The sequence below is a fragment of the Stenotrophomonas sp. TWI809 genome (assembly GCF_039673205.1).
Taxonomy (GTDB): domain Bacteria; phylum Pseudomonadota; class Gammaproteobacteria; order Xanthomonadales; family Xanthomonadaceae; genus Stenotrophomonas.
The window spans coordinates 114775-134842 of sequence record NZ_JBDJLE010000008.1; the positions used below are offsets into that span (position 1 = coordinate 114775).

15 protein-coding genes and 1 tRNA gene are annotated in these 20068 nt (G+C 67.7%); 7 read left to right on the forward strand and 9 right to left on the reverse strand.

Translation table 11 applies throughout. The annotated features are described in order from the left end of the window. Nucleotides 1-25 precede the first annotated feature (25 nt). Nucleotides 26-102: transfer RNA gene (locus tag ABE472_RS08725), tRNA-Asn, on the forward strand. A 124-nt stretch (nucleotides 103-226) separates the two neighbouring features. Here the strand turns inward: ABE472_RS08725 and ABE472_RS08730 are convergent. From ABE472_RS08730 to ABE472_RS08740, 3 genes are all read right to left on the reverse strand, one after another. Beyond that, on the reverse strand, nucleotides 227-3061 hold the full coding sequence (locus ABE472_RS08730) for a TonB-dependent receptor (protein WP_313212544.1): 2835 nt from the start codon (nucleotides 3059-3061) through the stop codon (nucleotides 227-229). A 177-nt stretch (nucleotides 3062-3238) separates the two neighbouring features. Continuing rightward, complete coding sequence (locus ABE472_RS08735) at nucleotides 3239-3895, reverse strand: energy transducer TonB (RefSeq protein WP_313212545.1); 657 nt, start codon at nucleotides 3893-3895, stop codon at nucleotides 3239-3241. A 232-nt stretch (nucleotides 3896-4127) separates the two neighbouring features. After that, on the reverse strand, nucleotides 4128-4862 hold the full coding sequence (locus tag ABE472_RS08740) for an SIMPL domain-containing protein (RefSeq protein ID WP_313212546.1): 735 nt from the start codon (nucleotides 4860-4862) through the stop codon (nucleotides 4128-4130). A gap of 130 nt (nucleotides 4863-4992) precedes the next feature. On the opposite strand from ABE472_RS08740, the gene ABE472_RS08745 reads away from it, so the two are divergent. From ABE472_RS08745 to tldD, 4 genes are read left to right on the forward strand one after another with little or no spacing between them, the layout of a single operon-like run. Next, complete coding sequence (locus ABE472_RS08745) at nucleotides 4993-5574, forward strand: Maf-like protein (RefSeq protein ID WP_313212549.1); 582 nt, start codon at nucleotides 4993-4995, stop codon at nucleotides 5572-5574. Then, nucleotides 5567-7054, forward strand: coding sequence for a ribonuclease G (rng, locus tag ABE472_RS08750; RefSeq protein WP_123730583.1), 1488 nt, complete (start codon nucleotides 5567-5569; stop codon nucleotides 7052-7054). The genes ABE472_RS08745 and rng overlap by 8 nt, the downstream gene beginning before the upstream one ends. A gap of 30 nt (nucleotides 7055-7084) precedes the next feature. Next, nucleotides 7085-10945, forward strand: coding sequence for a YhdP family protein (locus tag ABE472_RS08755; protein ID WP_346463010.1), 3861 nt, complete (start codon nucleotides 7085-7087; stop codon nucleotides 10943-10945). A gap of 54 nt (nucleotides 10946-10999) precedes the next feature. Continuing rightward, nucleotides 11000-12445, forward strand: a complete 1446-nt coding sequence (tldD, locus tag ABE472_RS08760) for a metalloprotease TldD (protein WP_346466029.1) — start codon at nucleotides 11000-11002, stop codon at nucleotides 12443-12445. A gap of 78 nt (nucleotides 12446-12523) precedes the next feature. On the opposite strand, the gene yjgA is transcribed toward tldD, so the two are convergent. After that, nucleotides 12524-13138, reverse strand: a complete 615-nt coding sequence (yjgA, locus tag ABE472_RS08765) for a ribosome biogenesis factor YjgA (protein WP_313208921.1) — start codon at nucleotides 13136-13138, stop codon at nucleotides 12524-12526. A gap of 68 nt (nucleotides 13139-13206) precedes the next feature. Here yjgA and pmbA point away from each other — a divergent pair, with 68 nt between their 5' ends. Then, nucleotides 13207-14574: a metalloprotease PmbA gene (gene pmbA / locus ABE472_RS08770; protein ID WP_313208922.1), complete on the forward strand. Its 1368-nt coding sequence runs from the start codon at nucleotides 13207-13209 to the stop codon at nucleotides 14572-14574. A gap of 78 nt (nucleotides 14575-14652) precedes the next feature. Continuing rightward, nucleotides 14653-15030 carry a DUF4870 domain-containing protein gene (locus ABE472_RS08775; RefSeq protein WP_313208923.1) on the forward strand — a complete coding sequence of 126 codons (378 nt, stop codon included), beginning with the start codon at nucleotides 14653-14655 and terminating at the stop codon, nucleotides 15028-15030. Nucleotides 15031-15133: 103 nt separating this feature from the next. Here the strand turns inward: ABE472_RS08775 and ABE472_RS08780 are convergent, their stop codons facing one another. The 5 genes from ABE472_RS08780 to ABE472_RS08800 form a co-directional block, all read right to left on the reverse strand. Then, nucleotides 15134-16012 (reverse strand): farnesyl diphosphate synthase, encoded by an 879-nt coding sequence (locus ABE472_RS08780; RefSeq protein ID WP_346463009.1) that lies wholly within the window; start codon nucleotides 16010-16012, stop codon nucleotides 15134-15136. After that, nucleotides 16002-16262, reverse strand: a complete 261-nt coding sequence (locus tag ABE472_RS08785; RefSeq protein WP_313219023.1) for an exodeoxyribonuclease VII small subunit — start codon at nucleotides 16260-16262, stop codon at nucleotides 16002-16004. Before ABE472_RS08785 ends, ABE472_RS08780 begins: the two co-directional genes overlap by 11 nt. A gap of 36 nt (nucleotides 16263-16298) precedes the next feature. Beyond that, nucleotides 16299-17588, reverse strand: a complete 1290-nt coding sequence (tilS, locus tag ABE472_RS08790; protein WP_346463008.1) for a tRNA lysidine(34) synthetase TilS — start codon at nucleotides 17586-17588, stop codon at nucleotides 16299-16301. Nucleotides 17589-17654: 66 nt separating this feature from the next. Beyond that, the gene (locus tag ABE472_RS08795) at nucleotides 17655-18215 is read right to left on the reverse strand and encodes a WG repeat-containing protein (protein ID WP_346463007.1); all 561 of its coding nucleotides are present in this window, start codon (nucleotides 18213-18215) and stop codon (nucleotides 17655-17657) included. Further along, nucleotides 18215-19927, reverse strand: a complete 1713-nt coding sequence (locus tag ABE472_RS08800; RefSeq protein ID WP_346466030.1) for an alkaline phosphatase — start codon at nucleotides 19925-19927, stop codon at nucleotides 18215-18217. The genes ABE472_RS08795 and ABE472_RS08800 overlap by 1 nt, the downstream gene beginning before the upstream one ends. Nucleotides 19928-20068: the final 141 nt, after the last annotated feature.

The window sequence follows — 20068 nt, forward strand, 5'->3', positions numbered from 1 at the left end:
AAAAACGGGCTACAATGCGCACCCCGCCCGAATAGCTCAGCCGGTTAGAGCACTTGACTGTTAATCAGGGGGTCGTTGGTTCGAGTCCAACTTCGGGCGCCAAGATTTGAAAAAAAGCCTCGCAGCGATGCGGGGCTTTTTTTTGTCTGCGATTTACCCGCGTGCCGCGATCCAAACAAAAAGCCCGGGCACTGCCCGGGCTCCTTGTTCCCCAAGTGCGGCTACCTCATTCGAAGGTGTACTTGGCACCGACGGTGAAGTAACGGCCGATCGCGCCACTGAAGTGCAGCGGGTTGTAGTTCACGCCACCGTAGGTGGTCGGATCCAGCGGAGCGATGCGGTCGAACAGGTTCTGCACCGATGCGTTCAACTCGAAGGCCTCGGTGATGTTCCAGCGACCGGACAGGTCGAAGGTGGTGAACGAGGAGATCTTCTCGACGTCGGTACCGTCGGCGTAGGCGAACTGATACGAGCCATCGGGACCGCGGAAGTCGGTGTTCTCCATCTTGGAGATGTAGTTGGCCACGCCGCTGACGCTCCACGGACCCTGCTTCCAGGTGGTGCCGAAGTTGACGCGGTCCTTCGGGGTGCCGATGCAGTTGGTGACGTCGCAGTTGCCGTGCGTGCCGGCATAGTCGACGGTCACATCGGCATCGGTGCGCTCGAACTTGAGCACATGGCTCCACTGCAGGTCCATCTCCAGCTGGCCCGGACCGATGTCGAAGGTCTGGCGGATGTCGGTATCGATACCGCGGACGCGGGTCGATGCAGCATTGATGTACTGCGTATTGACCGCCAGGATGCTGCCGGTACCGGGAACACCGTTGAGCAGGTTGTTGTCACGCAACACGTTGCCCGCGGCAATCGCTTCGGCAGTACTGCCCTGGGCGATTTCGTTGGTGCGCTTGATCTGCCAGGCATCCACCGTCATCGAGGTGCTGGAGGTCGGCTGCAGCACCAGACCCACCGAGTAGCTCTTGGACTCTTCCGGCTTCAGGTCGGCATTGGGGCGGGTGATGATGGCGACCGGCAGTGCGCCGCAATCGTCATCGTTCGCGCCCGGCGCCGGGTTGCCGCCGGGGCAGCGCACGGGATCGGCAGCATTGGAGAACGCTGCCAGGCCGCCGTCGCCGTTCTCGGCCGGGTTGGGGGCACGGAAGCCTTCGGCATAGCTGCCGCGGACTGCGATCCAGTCGGCCGGGGTCCACTTGATGCCGACCTTCGGCGTCGCCTTGCCTTCGCCGCTCTCATACTTGTCGTAGCGGACCGCGCCGGACAGTTCCAACTGCTCCAGCACCGGGGCGGACAGTTCGACATAGCCGGCGTAGACGTTCTGCGTACCGTCGTAGGCCGAGTAGCCCAGCCCGATGATCTGGCCCTGGTCGGTGAACGTCTGCGGGGTCAGGCTGTTGCTGGTCTTGCGCCATTCGGTACCCAGCGCCAGGCCGAGCGGGCCACCCTTCAGGTCCATCAGGCTGCGCGACACGGTGAAGTCGAACATGTCCAGGCTGGATTTGGCGCGTGCGCTGATGTCCGGCGAGATGTAGTCATACAGGGCCTGTGAGTTCAGCCCCGCGTTGTCGCCGATGCGCCACACGCCTGCCGGGCAGGCCGGATTGCCGAGCACGCAACGCACGGCGTCGTAGTTCAGGAAGCCGGTACGCTTGTTGACCAGGTCGGTGCCCGAATGCAGGTAGGCCGTGTCGTAGCTCCACTCGCCCCAGTTGCCCTTGACGCCCACCAGGAAGCGGTTGAACTCGTTGGTGTTCTCGGTCACACGCGGGCCGACATCCCAGGCCGAGTAACGCAGGCGCGAGGCCTGGCCCGGGATCGGGTTGTCCGGGTGGGTCGGGCTGAGCACCGTGGCACCGTCGCCGCTGTTGGCGTTGACCGGGCCGCCGGGATAGCCCCAGCCACCGGATACGCCGGAGGGCGTGTTGCTGAAGGTGGTTTCCTTCTTGGAGTAGCCGATTTCGGTGTAGATCTCACCGCCCTCGCCGAAGGCGAAGCTGGCGCGACCAAACACGTTGACGTACTTCTCTTCCGGGGTCAGGTCACGGTACAGCTGGGCCGGATCCCACAGGCAGCCCTGCTGCTGGGCAGTGACATCGTTCTGGCCGGGGATGGTGGTCAAGCCGGCGCAGCCTGGCAGCGCGACGAGGAAGGCCGGATCGTCATCCGTCACCGCACGGTCGTCGAACACCGAACCGTTCGGACCCACACCGCCACGGGTACCGCCAGAGAGCGCGGCGCCACCCAGGAACTGGGCGTTGTTGCCATAGCCCCACGGGCGGATATCACCGGTGCCGATCCACTTGCGGTTCTTGCGGTCGCTGATCTTGATCGCGTCGGTCTTGCCCACGTCCAAACTGAAGAACGCGTTCCAGCCATCGGTGGCCAGGTCGCCGGTACCGGCGGTCAGCGTGGCCTTCTTGGCGTCGCCATCGCTATCACCGGACAGGCCGTAGGAGGCGCGCAGGATCGCGCCATTGAAGTCGCTGCGCAGGATGATGTTGACCACGCCGGCGATGGCGTCCGAGCCGTAGATCGCAGAAGCGCCGTCCTTGAGGACTTCAATGCGCTCGACCGCATCCAGCGGAATGGTGCTCAGATCGGTGAAGACCTTCTGGCCGTCATCGGCCAGGCCATAGGTCGCCATGCGGCGGCCGTTCAACAGGACCAGCGTGGAGCCGGCGCCCAGGCCGCGCAGCGAGATGCCTGCGCCACCGCCGGCAAAGCCGTTGCCGAAGGTCTTGGGAATGGAGCCCGACCCGTCCGCGGTCAGGGTCTGCAGATACTCGGCGACCGTGGTCTTGCCGGTACGGTCGATTTCCTGGCGGGTGACCACCTGGACGGGGGAGGGGGTTTCGGTGTTCGTGCGGGGGATGTTCGACCCGGTGACGGTGATCCGGTCAAGGTTGGTCGCCTGCTCCTGCGCGAACGCGGAGGACGACGCCATGGCCCCTACCAGCAGCAGCGCGCCGCTGGTCAGGATCGTGGAAATGGAATGGGCCAGGGTATTGCGGCGGCTGTCGTCGCGGCGTTGGGTCGGGTGTTTCACAGCTTCTCTCCTGACTGGGAAAACCTAGATGTCAATAAGTCGACACCAGAACGGTGGCAACGGCGCCAATCTAGGTTTCCGTCGTGTGACGCAAGAGTGAAAAATTGCTTAATTGGGAAAAGATGCTGTGCGTCTCAGTTTGTGAATGGGGAGCCCCCTGACGGGGCTCCCATTCACTCAGCGCGGTAACGAAAAATCGACCGGAACCAGGCCATCGGCGGCGACGGCCTGCCCATCGACGAGGGCTGGCACGAAACGCCAGTGACGCAGCACCTGCTGGCGTGCGGCCTGGTCGAGCACGCGCGAGCCACTGCTCTTCTCGATACTGGCCGCAACCGGGTTGCCCTGGCTGTCGACCCGGATACGCAGCAGGACCGTCCCCTGCTGGCCCAGGCGGATCGCCGCGACCGGATACGGTGGCGGCGGCGCGCTGCGGTACTGCAGTTGGGCCCCGGCGGCGGGCGACGGCGTGGCCGGGGCCGGTTCCAGCGCCGGTGCGGCGGTCTCGCTGGCGGGCATCGATGCCACTGCGGGCGCCTCGTCGAGGGTGGCGGTGGGGCTCGGCAGCGGTGCCGGCGCGCGTTGCGTGGTCACGGGCACCACCGGGGGGAGCCGCGGTGGGTCTGCCGGCGGATGACGGATGATCTCCGGCGGCGGCGGAGGCAGTACCCAGGTCACCTGCATGCGTTCGCGCGGTGCCTTGATCAGGGGCTGGGTAGCCGGGATCAACAACAGCATCAGGGCCAGCGCGTGGACCGCGATGGCAGTGCTCCACCCGAGCACGCGGGACGCTTCGATAGGCAGCGGGACAACCGGGGACGGGGTACGGACCATGCTCCACTCTCCTTGCCAGATGTGCGGGAACATCAACGTGCCTGCGCGCCGCGTGGGGTCAGGCGGGGCCGCGCAATGACAGCAATACCCGAGCCCGGCACGGGCCGGAAGTCAGGGGCAGGGTGGGGAGTTGGCTGGCAGTCAGGATCCGGCGGCGAACAGCATGACGGCGCCCGCAGGCGCCGTCATGTCTTGGCAGGAGCGGACGGCTGGTCCGCTCTGCTGCGAAGTGTTACCGGCCCAGATCGAACACCACGTCCAGGTTGACCGACACGGTCGATTCGCCCGGCGACACCGGCGTGGATACATCAGCAGCCATCGGCGCGGCCGCCGCACGCATCATCACCGGGCGGAAGTTGCCGCCACCGCTTTCGGAGATGCTCACGATCCGGCGCACGCGCAGGCCCAGCGACTTGGCATACGTTTCGGCGCGGGCCTGGGCCTTCTTCAGCGCGGCCAGGCGGGCTTCGTCGTAAACCGGCTCGGGCTGGTCGATCTCGAACTGCGGGCCGTTGATCTGGTTGGCGCCCTGGGCGGCCAGTGCATCAAGCACTTTGCCGAGCTTGGCGATGTCGCGCACCTTCAGGCTGACCGTATTGCTGGCCTGGTAGCCGGTGATCTTCGGCGCTTCGTTGTCGGCGTAGCGATACTGCGGGCTCAGGTTGACCCCGCTGGTCTGCACATCCCGCTCGGCGATGCCGGCGGCCTTGATCGCGGCGAGCACCTTGGTCATCTGCTCGGCGTTCTGGCGCATGGCGCTGTTGCCGTCCACGGCCTGGGTCACCACACCGGCCGAGAGCGTGGCCACGTCCGGCACGCGCTTGGCCTCGGCATTGGCCGAGATGTTGAGCAGGGTGCCGTCAGCCGGCACGGCGATGGTGGGCTGGGACTGGGCGTGGGCGGTCATCGAAGCTCCCAGGGCAAGGGACAGGGCGAGCAGCAACGGGGACAGGGACGGGCGGCGCATGTACATCTCCTTGTGAAGACGTTGAGGTTGGTGTCGGGGCGATGAACGCGTCGTGAGGTTTGATGGGGTTGAGCACGATTCAAGCGTGTTGCTCGCGATTCAGACAGTAGGCTCAGGTTATGCTTCCTCGATGCTTTATCTTGCCTCTCGATCCCCCCGACGAAACGAACTGCTTGCGCGCCTGGAACGACCGTTCCAGGCGCTTGAGCTTGACGTGCCCGAAGTCCGTGCGCCCGAAGAATCCGCCGCCGATTACGTGCAGCGGGTCGCCGCCGACAAGGCGCGCGCCGGGTGGGCGCTTGTCGCCCATGACCCCGAGGCGGTGGTGCTGGGCTCGGACACCGAAGTCGTGCTCGACGGGCGCGTGTTCGGTAAACCGGCCGATGCGGCCGACGCCTGCGCGATGCTGCGTGCGTTGGCCGGGCGCACCCACCAGGTGATGACCGCCGTGGCGCTGGTCGCTGCTGGCCGGGAACAGGGCGTGCTGGTGGTCTCGGAGGTGACGTTCGCGGCGATCGATGAGGATCGGATCGCCGCCTACGTGGCCAGTGGCGAGCCGATGGACAAAGCCGGTGCCTATGCGATCCAGGGGGGCGCTGAACGATATATCCGCCATCTGGCGGGAAGCTATTCGGGTGTGATGGGTTTGCCCCTGCAACAGACCGAGCAGTTGCTGCAGACGTTTGAACTGAAGGGAGTCGCCCATGTCTGAAGAAATCCTGGTCAATGTCACCCCGCGGGAAACCCGCGTCGCCGTCATCGAGAACGGCATGCTGCAGGAACTGCATATCGAACGTGGCTGGCGCCGTGGCGTGGTCGGCAACATCTACAAGGGCAAGGTGCAGCGGGTCATGCCGGGCATGCAGGCGGCCTTTGTCGAGGTCGGGCTGGAGCGCGCGGCGTTCCTGCACGCCAACGATGTGATCCGCCCGGCCCCGGTGGCCAGTCCGGATACCGAAGGCACCACGTTGCCGCCACCGTCCTCGGTGCCTATCGTCGAGCTGCTGCGCGACGGCCAGGACATCGTGGTGCAGGTGGTCAAGGACCCGATCGGGACCAAGGGCGCGCGGCTGACCACCCAGATCAGCATTCCCTCGCGCTACATGGTGCTGCTGCCGCAGTCCAAGGTGGTGGGCGTGTCGGCCCGGATCGAGGACGAGGCCGAGCGCGCCCGCCTGAAAACCCTGGTGACCGAACTGTCGGCCCAGCACGGCGGCTACGGCTACATCGTGCGCACCAATGCCGAAGGCCAGCCGGCCGAGGCGATCGCCGAAGACGTGGCCTACCTGTCGCGGGTCTGGAACGTGGTGGAGCGCCGTGGCCGCGATGCCGCCCCGCTCAGCGTGATCTATGAAGACCTGAGCCTGCCGCTGCGCTCGGTGCGCGATCTGATCCGCAAGGACGTGGACAAGGTCAAGGTGGATTCCAAGGAGACCTTCAACCAGTTGCAGGCGTTCGTGGCCAAGTACATGCCAGTGCTGGCCGAGAAACTGGAGCTGTACAGCGGTGATCGCCCGATCTTCGACATGTTCGGGGTCGAGGATGAAATCGGCCGCGCGCTGGACAAGCAGGTCCCGCTGAAGTCGGGCGGCTATCTGGTGATCGACCAGACCGAGGCGATGACCACGATCGATGTGAACACCGGTTCGTTCCTGGGCCAGCGCAACCTCGAAGAGACCGTGTTCCGCACCAATCTGGAGGCCGCGCAGGCCGTGGCACGCCAGCTGCGGCTGCGCAACCTGGGCGGCATCATCATCATCGACTTCATCGATATGGACGATGCCGAGCACCGCCGCCAGGTCCTTCGCACGTTGGAGAAGGCGCTGGCCCGCGACCACGCCAAGACCACCGTCTACGACTTCTCGCCGCTGGGCCTGGTCGAGATGACCCGCAAGCGCACCGTGGAAAGCCTGGAGCGCCAGCTGTCCGAGCCGTGCCCGGAGTGCAGCGGGCGGGGTTCGATCAAGACCGCCGAAACGGTGACGTACGAGATCTTCCGCGAAATCACCCGGGCGGTGCGTCAGTTCGATGCGGCGCGCCTGCTGGTGATCGCCTCCTCGAAGGTGGTCGCGCGCATCACCGACGAGGAATCCTCGGCGGTGGCCGAACTGGAGGAGTTCCTGGGCAAGAGCATCCGCTTCCAGGCGGATGAGCAATACCTGCAGGAGCAGTTCGATGTCGTGCTGCTCTGATCGCGGCCGGTCCGGCATCCCCACGTTCCGATGAGCACACCGCTCCGCCTGCGCCTGCGCCGGATCCGCCGCCATGCTGTGTATGCGGTGGCGATCCTGCTCGTGGGCGTGGCCCTGCTGGTCGGCACTGCCAGCCAGCTGCTGCCGCTGGCCGAGCGTCACCCGGACAAGGTGGCGGCGTGGTTGAGCGCGCGCGCAGGCCAGCCGGTGCGTTTCGATGCATTGGATACTGCCTGGACACGGCGCGGCCCGCTGCTGCAGCTCAAAGGGCTGCGCATCGGTGAAGGGCAGGGCCTGCGCATCGGCGAGGCCGAAGTGCTGGTGTCCATGTATGCCGGCCTGCTGCCGGGCCACTCGCTGACCGAGCTGCGCCTGCGTGGCGTGGCGCTGGTACTGCAGCGCGCCGACGATGGCCGCTGGTCCGTGCAGGGCCTGCCGCAGTCCAGTGCAGGTGACCCGCTGGAAACACTGCGCCGCCTGGGCGAGCTGCAGGTGATCGGTGGCCGCTTGAAGGTGGATGCGCCCTCGTTGGGCGTGAACGCCGTGCTGCCGCGGATCGACCTGCGTCTGCGCGTCAACGGCCAGCGCCTGCGGGTTGGGGCGCGTGCGTGGGCCGACCCGTCCGCACAGCCGCTGACGGCGGTGCTGGAATTCGAGCGCAAGCGCGGCGATGGTCAGGCCTGGTTCTCGGCCGCCCCGGCCGACTTCCGGGCGTGGGCCTCGCTGCTGCAGTTCGGCGGCATCGGCCTGCAGCAGGGCACCGGTGAGTTCAATGCCTGGGTGGACCTGCGCGATCACCGGGTGGTGATGGTCACCACCGATGCGGACCTTCAGAACGTACAGGTGCGCGGCGTGACGCTGGCCGACGGCACCCACCCGCAGCTGGCGTTGGACACGCTGGAACTGCGTGCACGCTGGCGCTGGGTGCAGGGGGGCTGGCGCGCCGATGCGCCACGGTTGCGGATTGGCATGGAAGGCAGCACCCAGCAATTGGACGGGCTGCTGCTGGCCGGCGGGCAGCACTTCGCGCTGGCTGGCGACAACATCGATGCCACCGCGCTGCTGCGGGGGCTGGCGCTGACCGACCGGATCGATCCCGGCCTGCGCGAGTGGCTGCATGAGGCCGCACCGCAGGTGCGCATGACCCGCGTGCGGGTGGCAGGCGAGCAGGGCGGCCCGCTGTCGGTCGAGGGGGATCTGGAAGACATCCGCTTCGCGGCGGTCGGGCATTCGCCCGGGCTCAGCGGTGTGGGCGGGCGCTTCAACGGCGATGCCGATGGCTTCACCCTGGATCTGCAACCGCAGCAGGTGATGCAGTTCGATTGGCCGAGCGGCTTTGGCGAGCGCCACGACGTGCGCCTGGCCGGCCGACTGGTGGGCTGGCGCGACGAGGCCGGCGGCTGGCGGATCGGGACCCCGGCGCTGCGCGTGCAGGGCACCGATTACGCCGCCGATGTGCGCGGCGGCATCTGGTTCCAGAACAACGGCACGCGCCCCTGGCTGGAACTGGCGGCCAAGATCGACGATGTGCCAATGACCGCCGCCAAGCGTTTCTGGATCCACTCCAAGATGAGCAAGGCCGCCACCGATTGGCTGGATGCTGCCCTGGTCTCCGGGCAGGTGCGTGGCGGGGTGGGCCTGGTGACCGGGGATCTGGAAGACTGGCCGTTCGACAAGAACAACGGCCGCTTCGAGGCGACCGGCCACATCGACGCCGGCAGTATCCGCTTCCAGCACGACTGGCCGGCGATGAACAAGGTCGATGCCGATATCGCCTTCATCGGCCCGGGCTTCGAACTGCATGGCAAGGGCGACCTGGCCGGGGTGGCGGTGGACCACTTCGATGCCGGCATTCCTGATTTCGGCGAGACCGATCTGTACGTCAAGGCCAGCAGCCGCAGCGATGCCGGTGCACTGCTGGCCATGCTCAAGCAGAGCCCGTTGCAGGCCACCTATGGCGAGACGCTGGACAATCTCACCGCGAAGGGACCGGCCGCGGTCACCTTCGACCTGCTGCAGCCGCTGCACCACGACGAAGGCCGCGGTCACCTGCAGGGCACGGTCGATCTCAATGGCGCGACCCTCACCGAGAAGCGCTTCGACCTGGTCTTCGACAACATGCGCGGTACGGCCCGTTATGGCCATGGCGGCTTCGATGCGGAGCACCTGGCGGTACGTCACCAGGGCCAGGACGGGCTGCTCAGCCTGCGCGCCGGTGAGTTCGTGCGCGATCCGCAGCAGGCCTTCGAATCCGAACTGACCGCCTCGCTGGAGGCGGGGGCGCTGTTGGACCGCGCCCCGGAATTGAACTGGCTCAAGCCTTACATCCAGGGCACCTCGCGTTGGACCATCGGGGTGACCCTGCCCAAGGTCGCGGCCGGCAGCAAGGTCGAGCCGCCCACCGTGCTCAAGCTGCATTCGGATCTGGTCGGCACCACCCTGGAACTGCCGGCGCCGCTGGACAAGCCCGCCGCTACGCCGTTGGCGACGGACGTCACCGCACAGCTGCCGATGGGCAGCGGACGCGTTGATGTCGCCTTCGGCCAGCGCCTGGCCCTGGCCGCGCGCACGCATGACAACCAGACCGGGGTGCAGGTCACCCTCGGCAGCGACCGCGTGGATCGTGATCCGCCGGCCAGTGGGCTGGTCGTGAACGGGCGCAGCGGCTCGCTGGATGCGCTGGAGTGGATCGCGCTGGCCCGCTCGCCGGACGGCGGCGACGGCAAGGACCCGATGCCGCTGCGGCATGTGGACGTGCAGGTCGGCCAGCTGCTGCTCGCCGGTGGCGTATTCCCGCAGACCCGGCTGCAACTGCGGCCGACCAGCAGCAGCGTGGACGTGCGCCTGGACGGCCCCTCGCTGGTGGGCGGCCTGACCGTGCCCAATGCCGAAGGCGGCACCATCGTCGGCAAGCTCAGCCGGGTGCACTGGCAGTCGCTGCCGACGCCCGTCAAGGCGCCCAGCGATGGCGCCCCGATCCTGCTGCCACCGGACGTGGCCCTGCCGGCGCGGGTCCAGGCCAGTGCCAATGACACCAATCCGGCCAAGATCCCGCCGCTGTCGCTGGATATCGATGACCTCCAGTTCGGCAAGGCCAAGCTCGGCCAGGCGGTATTGCGCACGCGGCCCATGGCCAACGGCCTGAGCGTGGATCAGCTGCAGTTCCGCGCGCCCAAGCAGGCGATCGACGTCAATGGCCGCTGGATGGGCATGGGCGAGGCCGCGCGCAGCCAGTTCAACGTGCAGGTCAAGAGCGAGGACCTGGGCGGGCTGATGCAGAATCTGGACTATGGCGGCCAGCTGCGTGGCGGCCAGGGCCAGCTGACCATGAGCGCCGGCTGGCAGGGCGGCCCATCCGACTTCCAGCTCGGTGCGCTGCAGGGCCAGCTCGACGTGCAGGCCCGCAACGGCCAGTTGCTGGAACTCGAACCCGGTGCCGGGCGCGTGCTCGGCCTGCTCAGCGTGACCCAGCTGCCGCGCCGGTTGATGTTCGATTTCCGCGATTTCTTCTCCAAGGGCTTCGCCTTCAACCAGGTCGAGGGCAGCGTGGCGTTCGCCGATGGCATGGCCACCACCGACAAGGTGCTGATCGAAGGCCCGGCGGCGAACATCACCATCCGCGGCAAGACCGACCTGCGCCAACAACGCTTCGATCAGACCATCGACGTCAACCCGCGTGCGGGCAACCTGCTGACGGTGGTCGGCGCGGTCGCCGGCGGCCCGGTGGGGGCGGCGGTCGGCGCGGCCGCCAATGCGGTGCTGTCCAAGCCGCTGGGCGAGATCGGCGCCAAGACCTACCGCGTGACCGGCCCCTGGGCCGAACCCAAGGTCGATGTGATCGACCGCGACGCAGCGCCCAAGCCGGCCCCGGCCGCACCGCCGGCGCGCTGATCCCTTTCCCGCGCCCGGGTTGCGATTGCGCCCGGCGCCCACAGATCAAAGAGCATGAACAACAACGCACTTTCGCTGGCCACCGACCGTCTGCTGCTGCCCGCCGGGCTGGATGCGAACGGTCTGGAACGCACGTTCGGCACCCTGTTGGGCCCGGGCATCGATTTCGGGGATCTCTATTTCCAGCACACGCGCCGCGAGAGCTGGAGCGTGGAGGACGGCATCGTCAAGGACGGGGCGCATTCGATCGAGCAGGGCGTGGGCGTACGCGCCATCGCCGGTGAGAAGACCGGCTTCGCCTACTCCGACGACATCCACAGCGACGCGCTGCTGGCCGCGGCCAACTCGGCCCGCGCCATCTCCCGCGAGGGTGGGGCGCAGTCGGCCCGCTCGCTGGTGCGGGGCAGTGGCCGCGCGCTGTACCCGGCACTGGACCCCATCGATGGCATGGGCAACGAGGCCAAGGTCGAGATGCTCAAGCGGCTGGACCGCTACCTGCGCGCCGCCGACCCGCGCGTGCAGCAGGTGATGGTCAGCCTGTCCGGCGGCGTGGATACGGTTTTGATCGCGCGCAGCGATGGCGTGCTTGCGGCCGACATCCGCCCGCTGGTGCGCTTGAACGTGCAGGTGATCGTCGAGCAGCATGGCCGGCGCGAGTCCGGTTACTCCGGTGGCGGCGGCCGCTACAGCTATGAAGAACTGTTTGCCGAGGGGCGCCCGGAAGGCTTCGCGCGCGAGGCCCTGCGCCAGGCGCTGGTGAACCTGGAGGCGATCCCGGCCCCGGCCGGGGTGATGACCGTGGTGCTCGGCCCGGGCTGGCCCGGCGTGCTGCTGCATGAAGCGGTCGGCCATGGCCTGGAAGGCGACTTCAACCGCAAGGGCACCAGCGTCTACGCCGGCCGGATCGGCGAGCGCGTGGCCGCGCCGGGCGTGACCATCGTTGACGACGGCACCCTGGACGGACGCCGCGGCTCGCTGAACATCGATGACGAGGGCCACCCGACCCAGTGCACCACCCTGATCGAGGACGGCATCCTGGTCGGCTACATGCAGGATTCGCTCAATGCGCGCCTGATGGGCGTGGCCCCCACGGGTAACGGCCGCCGTGAATCGTTCGCGCACATGACCATGCCGCGCATGACCAACACCTACATGCGCGCCGGCCAGCACGATCCGGAAGAAATGATCCGCTCGGTCAAGCGTGGCCTGTACGCCGTCAACTTCGGTGGTGGCCAGGTCGACATCACCAGCGGCAAATACGTGTTCTCGGCCACCGAGGCCTACCTGATCGAAGACGGAAAAATCACCGCGCCGGTGAAGGGCGCCACCCTGATCGGCAATGGGCCGGAAACCATGCAGAAAGTGCGCATGATCGGCAACGATCTGGCCCTGGACGAGGGCGTGGGCATCTGCGGCAAGGATGGCCAGAGCGTGCCGGTCGGCGTGGGCCAGCCGTCCCTGCTGATCGATGGCATCACCGTGGGCGGCACCCAGGCCTGAGCCGGGATGCATTCGCCTGCGCTGCCTGATCATGCGGCCGCCAGCAGGGTGCTGGCGCCGCCGCGCGAGCGCCGGGACTCAGTCCTCGGCGTTCTCGTCGCTGTCGGTGTCCGTGTCGACCGCGTCGTCCAGCGCGTCTTCGGAGGCGGCATTCACGCCTTCCAGACCGAGCGCGGCCGGCAGCAGCAGCGTACGCAGGACCTGGAAGATCTCGCGGTAGGCGCGCGGCGGCTTGTTCTTGGCCTTTTCGGCCTGGGCGTTGCGGACCAGCGTGCGAAGCTCCTGGCGGTCGGCATGCGGGTATTCGTCCAGCAGCGCGCCCAGCGCCTTGTCGCCGTCCTTGAGCAGGCGTTCGCGCCAGTCTTCCACGCGGTGCATGGTCGCCACTTCACGGCGCGAGGTCTCGCTGTTGGCATCCAGCGCATCGCGGATCGCATCCAGCACGGCGTCGTCTTCGCGACGCATGTGCTTGGCCAGGAACGCCAGCTGGCGCTTGTGGGCGATATGCGCGGTGATGCGCTTGGCCTCGGCGATGTGCGGCAGCAGATCCTCGGGCACCGGCAGGCGCGCCAGCTGGGCCGGGGTCAGCGAGACCAGCTTCTCGCCCAGGGCCAGCACGTCCAGCGCCGCCCGGCGGTTCTGGCTGCGGCTGATATCAAGGAATTCACCGGTTTCTTCGTCGCGTCCGCGCATCGTCTTATTTCCACATCCGTAAACTGTGCCGGCGTCGCGCCGGGCACTCACCTGTACAGGATAAAGCATTGAACGTGATCTCCCCTGAAGTCTCCCCGGCCGACGACAGCCTGCAGCGCCTGGAGCAGCTGGCCGACATCTCCCAGCGCCTGCTGGAGCGGGCCAAGGCCCTGGGCGCCAGCCAGGCCGAGGTCAGCTGCAGCGATGAGCGCGGCCTGGATGTGAACGTGCGCCTGGGCGAGGTCGAGACGGTCGAGTCCACCCGCGACCGCGGCATCGCCGTGACCGTCTACTTCGGCCAGCGCAAGGGCAGCGCCAGCACCGCCGACCTGCGCGAGAGCAGCCTGGAGTCGACCGTGGCCCAGGCCTGCGCGATCGCCCGCCACACCGAGGATGATGAGGCGGCCGGCCTGGCCGAGGCGGCCCTGATGGCCCGTGAATTCCCGGATCTGGACGGCTGGCACCCTTGGGAACTCAGCGCCGATGCGGCGCTGGATCTGGCCCTGGCCTGCGAAGCGGCCGGCCGTGAGGCCGACACCCGCATCAGCAATTCCGACGGTGCCTCGGCGGCGACCGCGCAGAGCCTGTCGGTGTATGCCAACTCGCACGGCTTCATCGGCCGCGAGCGCAGCAGCCACCACTCGATCGGCTGCGCGCTGATCGCCGGGCAGGGCGATGGCATGCAGCGCGACGGTTGGTACAGCAGCGCACTGGCCCGCGAAGATCTGGACGATGCCGCCTCGATCGGCCGCCGCGCCGCCGAGCGTACCGTGGCCCGCCTGGACCCGCGCTCGATGACCACGGCGCAGATGCCGGTGCTGTATTCGCCGGAGGTGGCCCGCTCGCTGATCGGCCATCTGCTCGGTGCCGTGTCCGGCGGAGCGTTGTACCGCCGCGCCAGCTTCCTGCTCGACAGCGTCGGCACGCGCCTGTTCCCGGACTGGTTCGGCATCGAAGAGCTGCCGCTGCTGCGCCGTGGGCTGCGCTCGGCAGCCTTCGATGGCGATGGCGTGGCCACCCGCAATTCTGCGCTGATCCGCGATGGCGTGCTGGAGCGCTACATCCTGGGCAGCTACTCGGCACGCAAGCTCGGCCTGCCGACCACCGCCAACGCCGGTGGCGTGCACAACCTCAAGGTCACCGCCAACGCGGGTGATCTGGTCTCCATTGCCCGGCAGATGGGCAATGGACTGCTGGTCACCGAACTGATGGGGCAGGGCGTCAACAGCGTCACCGGTGATTACTCGCGTGGTGCCGGCGGCTTCCGCGTGGAGAACGGCGAGATCAGCTACCCGGTGGACGGCATCACCATTGCCGGCAACCTCAAGGACATGTTCGCCAGCATCGAAGCGGTGGGCACCGACATCGACACGCGCTCGCACGTGCACACCGGTTCGATCCTTGTAGGACGAATGACCGTTGCCGGTAACGATTGACGTATTCTATGGAGGCTGCCCTGGCAGGCGGGGAGCCTGCCGCGTGCAATACCCATTACCTCGAACAAGGAGTTTCACGTGAGCGATTTCGATAACGTCACCACCCCGCCGCCGCCGGTGAGCGCACCGGCCCCGGCCGAACAGCGCACCATGGCCCTGGTGGCCCACCTGCTGGGTATCTTCACCTGGTTCCTCGGCCCGCTGATCATCTGGCTGATCAACAAAGACGACAGCAGCAAGCGCTTCGTCACCGATCAGGCCAAGGAAGCGCTGAACTTCCAGATCACGATCACCATCGCGATGCTGATCTGCATCGTGCTGACCATCGTCATCATCGGTGGCCTGCTGGCACCGATCGTCGGCCTGCTCAACGTGATCTTCTGCATCATCGCAGCGGTCAAGGCCAACAACGGCGAAGCCTACCGCTACCCGTTCGCACTGCGCCTGATCAAGTAATCGATCCGCAGCGCTGGAACGAAAAAACGCCCGGGATTCCCGGGCGTTTTTTTGTGTGCTGGCGCTGTAGAGCCACGCCATGCGTGGCTGACTGCACTATCGCTCAGTGATCCCGCTCAACCGCCAGCCTGGCCAGCGCACGCAGTGCATCGGCCGCCTCGCCATAGCCGGCCAGACCGTCGAACATCTGCTCGCTCAGCGTGCGCAGATGCGCCTTGGCACCGTCCATGCCCAGCAGCGCCGGGAAGGTCGATTTGGCCTGTGCTTCGTCTTTGCCGGCGGTCTTGCCGAGCTGTTCGGAACTGGCTTCGACATCGAGGATGTCATCGCGCACCTGGAAGGCCAGGCCCAGCGCCGAGGCCACCGTATCCAGCGTCGCCAGATCCGCGGCAGGTGCCTGGCCACACAGCGCGCCCATGCGCACCGCGGCGCGGATCAGCGCGCCGGTCTTGAGCGCATGCATGCGTTCCAGCGCCTGCAACGGCTGCTGATGGCCAGTGGCGTCGATATCCAAGGCCTGGCCGCCGCACATGCCGGCCGCGCCGGAGGCGTGCGCCAGGGTCTGCAGGCAATCCACGCGCAGCTGCGCCGGCAACGCCGCGTCGGCGATCAGGCTGAACGCGCGCGTCTGCAGGGCATCGCCGGCGAGGATCGCGGTGGCTTCATCGAAGGCGATATGCGTGGTCGGCCGGCCGCGCCGCAAGGCGTCATCGTCCATCGCCGGCAGATCATCGTGCACCAGCGAATACGCATGGATCAGCTCCACCGCCATTGCCGGTGCATCCAGTGCGTTTTCGTCGGCGCCGAAGATCCGGCCGCCGGCATACACCAGCAACGGCCGCATGCGCTTGCCACCCCCGAGCACCGCATAACGCATCGCCTGATGCAGCCCGCGCGGGGCATCGGACGGGGAAGGCAGGCTGGCGTCGAGTTCGCTTTCGATACGGTCGCGCCAACGCGCGAACGTGGCCTCAACCGTCATGGCTGGGCGGGTCGAACGGTACGGCGGTGTCGGGCTGGGCCGGATCGCTGAGCAGGCGCACGCGCAGTTCGGCCTGTTCCAGCGCCTGCTGGCACTGGCGGTACAGGCCGACGCCACGTTCGTAGGCGCTGAGCGATTGTTCCAGGCTCAGTTCGCCGGTTTCCATCTTCTCCACCAGCTGCTCAAGCTCTTCCAGCGACTGCTCGAAGTGGGCGACCGGGGAGGTTTCATTGGGGGACTTCTTTGCCATGCGCCAAGTGTGGGCTGCTGGCCCGGCGGGGTCAATTCACGCCGCGCCCGGGGTCCACTGCAACTGCGCATGATGGGCCTGCAACCACGGTTGCAATGCCGCCCCGATGACCCGGTCGCCTGCGGCCAGCAGGGTGTCTTCGTCGAACAGGAGCGGCAGCTGACGGCGCTGCCACGGCGGCAGGCCCTGCTGTTGCAGCAGGTCCTTGAGCGCATGGGAATGTGTGCGCCCGGGCAGCTGGATGCGTTCGCCGCCGCGGCGCGCGCGGATCTGCACGGGGCTATCGAAACCGGCGTCCGTGCCGAGCAGGCGCAGCTCGCCCCCATCGGGCAATGCCAGCGGCGCGCGGCCATCCCAATGCACGCTCCAGTCGGCTGGCAGGGCCAGGCTGGCCGAGAGCAGGTGCAGCTGCCCGCGCCAACGGCGGATACGCGCACCCTGCCAGGCGAACTGGGCATCGGCATGGTGCGCAGCCGGCAACAGTTCGCGCTCGACCGCCTCGACCCCGGCGGCTGGCAGCGGTGGCAGGCCACTGCCGCGCACCCAATGGCGCAGCAGGCGCGCACGTCGTTCCACCGGCTGGCGCATCAGCCGCGCGCAGTCGATCACGCCGGGGCCGACGCTGCAGCGTTCCAGCGCGTCGCGGTCGGCACTGTCGAGCAGATGCTGGGACTGCGCGCACAACGCCGCGCTGCGCGCGAAGGCGGCATCGGCCTGCGCCCAGCGCCGGCGAAGCTGCGGCAGTACCTGCAGGCGCAGGAAATTGCGGTCGGCATCGTCACTGGCGTTGCTGGGGTCTTCGATCCACTCCAGGCCTTCGGCCTGGGCATGCGCACGCAGGGTGCTGCGCGGAACCTCCAGCAACGGCCGCCATACGGTGCCGGCACCAAATGCGCTGGTGACCTGCATGGACGCCAATCCATCCACCCCGGAGCCACGCAGCGCCCGCAGCAGGAAGGTCTCGGCCTGGTCGTCGCGATGGTGGGCCAGCGCCAACTGTTCGCCCGGAAGCAGCTGCGAGGCGAACGCCTCACGGCGTGCATGCCGCGCGGCAGCTTCCGGCCCTTGTCCCTGGTTGCGTTGCACCTGGACACGGAGCACCCGCAGCGGAATGTTCCAGCGCGCACACACCTGCGTGCAGTGCACGGTCCAGGCATCGGCCTGCTCCTGCAGGCCATGATGGACATGGATGGCGCGCAGCCCCGCGGTGCGCTGGGCCGCCGAGGTGGCCAGCCAGTGCAGCAGGACGGTCGAATCGAGCCCGCCGCTGAAGCCCACCAGCACGGGGCGGACGACAGAGGGCGGTGGCGGCAGCAGGGACGTCATGGGCAGTGCGATCTCAGGCAGACCGGCAGTATCGGTGCTGCGTGGCAACGATGCCACGCGCGGGGATCACGGCGCGTCGGCATCCATCGCCGGACGCCCCTGCCGATCGATGCGGTACCAGGTGCCACCGACCATCGCAATGTGGCCATGATCGTCCGGCGTGCCTGGTCGGCAGCCTTGGCAGACCCGGGCCACCCCGTCATCGAACGCCCAGCCGAAATCGAAGGTCGCCGGGAACACCTGGCGCAGCTGGGTATCGAAGTAGCCGATGCGCGCGCCCACGCGGCCGCGCACCAGCCCTTCCACCACGTAGTCCGGGCCGTTGTCGAAGATGATCACCGGCAACTGGCGGCCATCGGCACGGACATAGTGGAAGCCACCGCCGGCGTAGACGGCAGCCAACCCGTCCTGGTCGTAGGGCAACGCCGCCAGCGCCGTGGCATCCAGCGCCAGACGCCCATCGCGCCACTGGCAACCGGCCAGCGGTTGCAGGCCATCTTCCTCGGTAAGCACGGTGCACGCGCCGCCGGTGCCCCACGCCATGGCGGAGGCCAGCAGGCCGGCTGCCAGCAGCAGGAGCCGCACGTAGCGGCCCCTCTTCGTCGTGTTGCAGGTCGGCAGACGCATTACTTGCTGTCGCCGGCCTGGCGCTCGAACGCGGTCGGCTTGGGCAGCTCGACCGGCACGCCCTTGGCGTCGCAGGTGCCGGCCTCGCACAGGCGCTGGCGCAGGCGCGGGGTGGCCTGCACGATCATGTGGTAGATCGCGTTCTGCTCCATCGTGCCGCGCACTGCCCTGCTGCCCGGGCCACGTGCCCAGATGCCGACGTCTTCGCCGCCATGCGATTCGCTCTTGGCGGGTACCAGCGCTTCCTGCATGTAATCAGGATGCTCGGTATCCACCGCGGTCAGGTCCGGCCGGCCGGTGCTCGGATCGAAGCTGCTCGGGTTGTGCGGGTACCGTTTCGGGCCGACCGGCTGCTGGTTGGTGGCACCGGTGTAGCCCGGGCCGTTGGCGTAGGTCAGGGTGGTGTAGGGCAGGCCCAGGCCATCGCGGGCCAGGTCCAGCTTGCCGGCACCGTCTTCGCCGCCCTTGTCCTTGACCTTGCCCAGGATCGGGTTGCCACGTGCCGGGTAACCGACGAAGTTCAGCGTGTGCGAATGGTCGGCGGTGACGATGATCAGCGTGTCCTGGTCGGAGGTCGCCTCGACGGCCGCGCGCACCGCATCGGACATCGCCACCGTATCGGTCAGTGCGCGGTAGGCGTTGCCGCTGTGGTTGGCGTGATCGATGCGCGCGCCTTCCACCATCAGCACGTAGCCTTCCTGGTGGCGCGACAGGTTGGCGATCGCCGCCTGGGTCAGCTCGGCCAGGCTCGGCTCACCGGCCGGGTCGTCCTTGCGCTCGGCCTCGTAACGCATGTGGTCCGGCTCGAACAGGCCGAGGATCGCCGGGGCGTTCGCGGCGGCCTGCAGCTGTCTGGCGTTCCACACATAGGCACCCTGCGGGTGCGCCTGCTGCCACTCGGTCACCAGGCTGCGCCCGTCCAGGCGCTGGCCGACCTTGTCGTCATACTCCGGATCGCGTTCTTCGACCGTGGTGAATTCACCGCGGCCGCCGCCGAGGGCGACCAGCGGGCCGCGCCCGAAGCGCGAGGTCGACAACAGCTGCTGGGCGATATCGCGGCAGCCGGCGGCCTTGGCCTCGTCCGGCACGTCGGTGTCGTTTTCCCAGTTGCGCTCCGGCGAGTGTGCATAGGTCGCCGCCGGGGTGGCATGGGTCAGGCGCGCGGTGGAGACCACCCCGGTCGCCATGCCGGCGCTGTCAGCCAGCTGCAGCCAGGTCAGCAGCCCCTTGTTCAGGCTGTCGGCGCAGTCGTTGCGGGTGCCGGCACTGACGCCGATCGCGCCCATGTGGGTCTTCACGCCGGTGGTGATCGCGGTCATGGTGCCGGCCGAATCCGGCGTCTGCGAATCGGTGTTGTAGGTCTTGCTGAACGCCGTGGCCGGGAAGCGCTCCCAGGACAACAGGTTCTCCTCGCCCGGATGCCCGTTGCGCTGCCCCTCGAAGATGCGCGCCGCGGCCACCGTGGTCAGGCTCATGCCGTCACCCAGGAACAGGATGACGTTCTTGGCCTTGCCGTCCATCGCACCTGTGCTGGCCGCGCGCGCCGCACCGCTGCGGTACCACCACTGCGGGGTCTCCCCGGCGGGGTGGGCAATGGCCGGCACATCGACCTGGACCGCGCCGGCAGAGGCGCTGGAGGAGGGAGCGGTAGTGGCGCAGGCGCCAAGCAGCAGGGTGGTGACGGCAGCCACCAGAGGCGTGAAACGGGACATGGATGAATGCATCTCACATGTGAAACGGGCGTTCATTATGCAGAACGCCGCAAGGCACGCCGATGACACGCTGATTTTCCGTGTACGCCTCGTGCCACGGCCCCGCTTGGGCTAAGGTGCCTAGCTGTCAAATCATCTCTG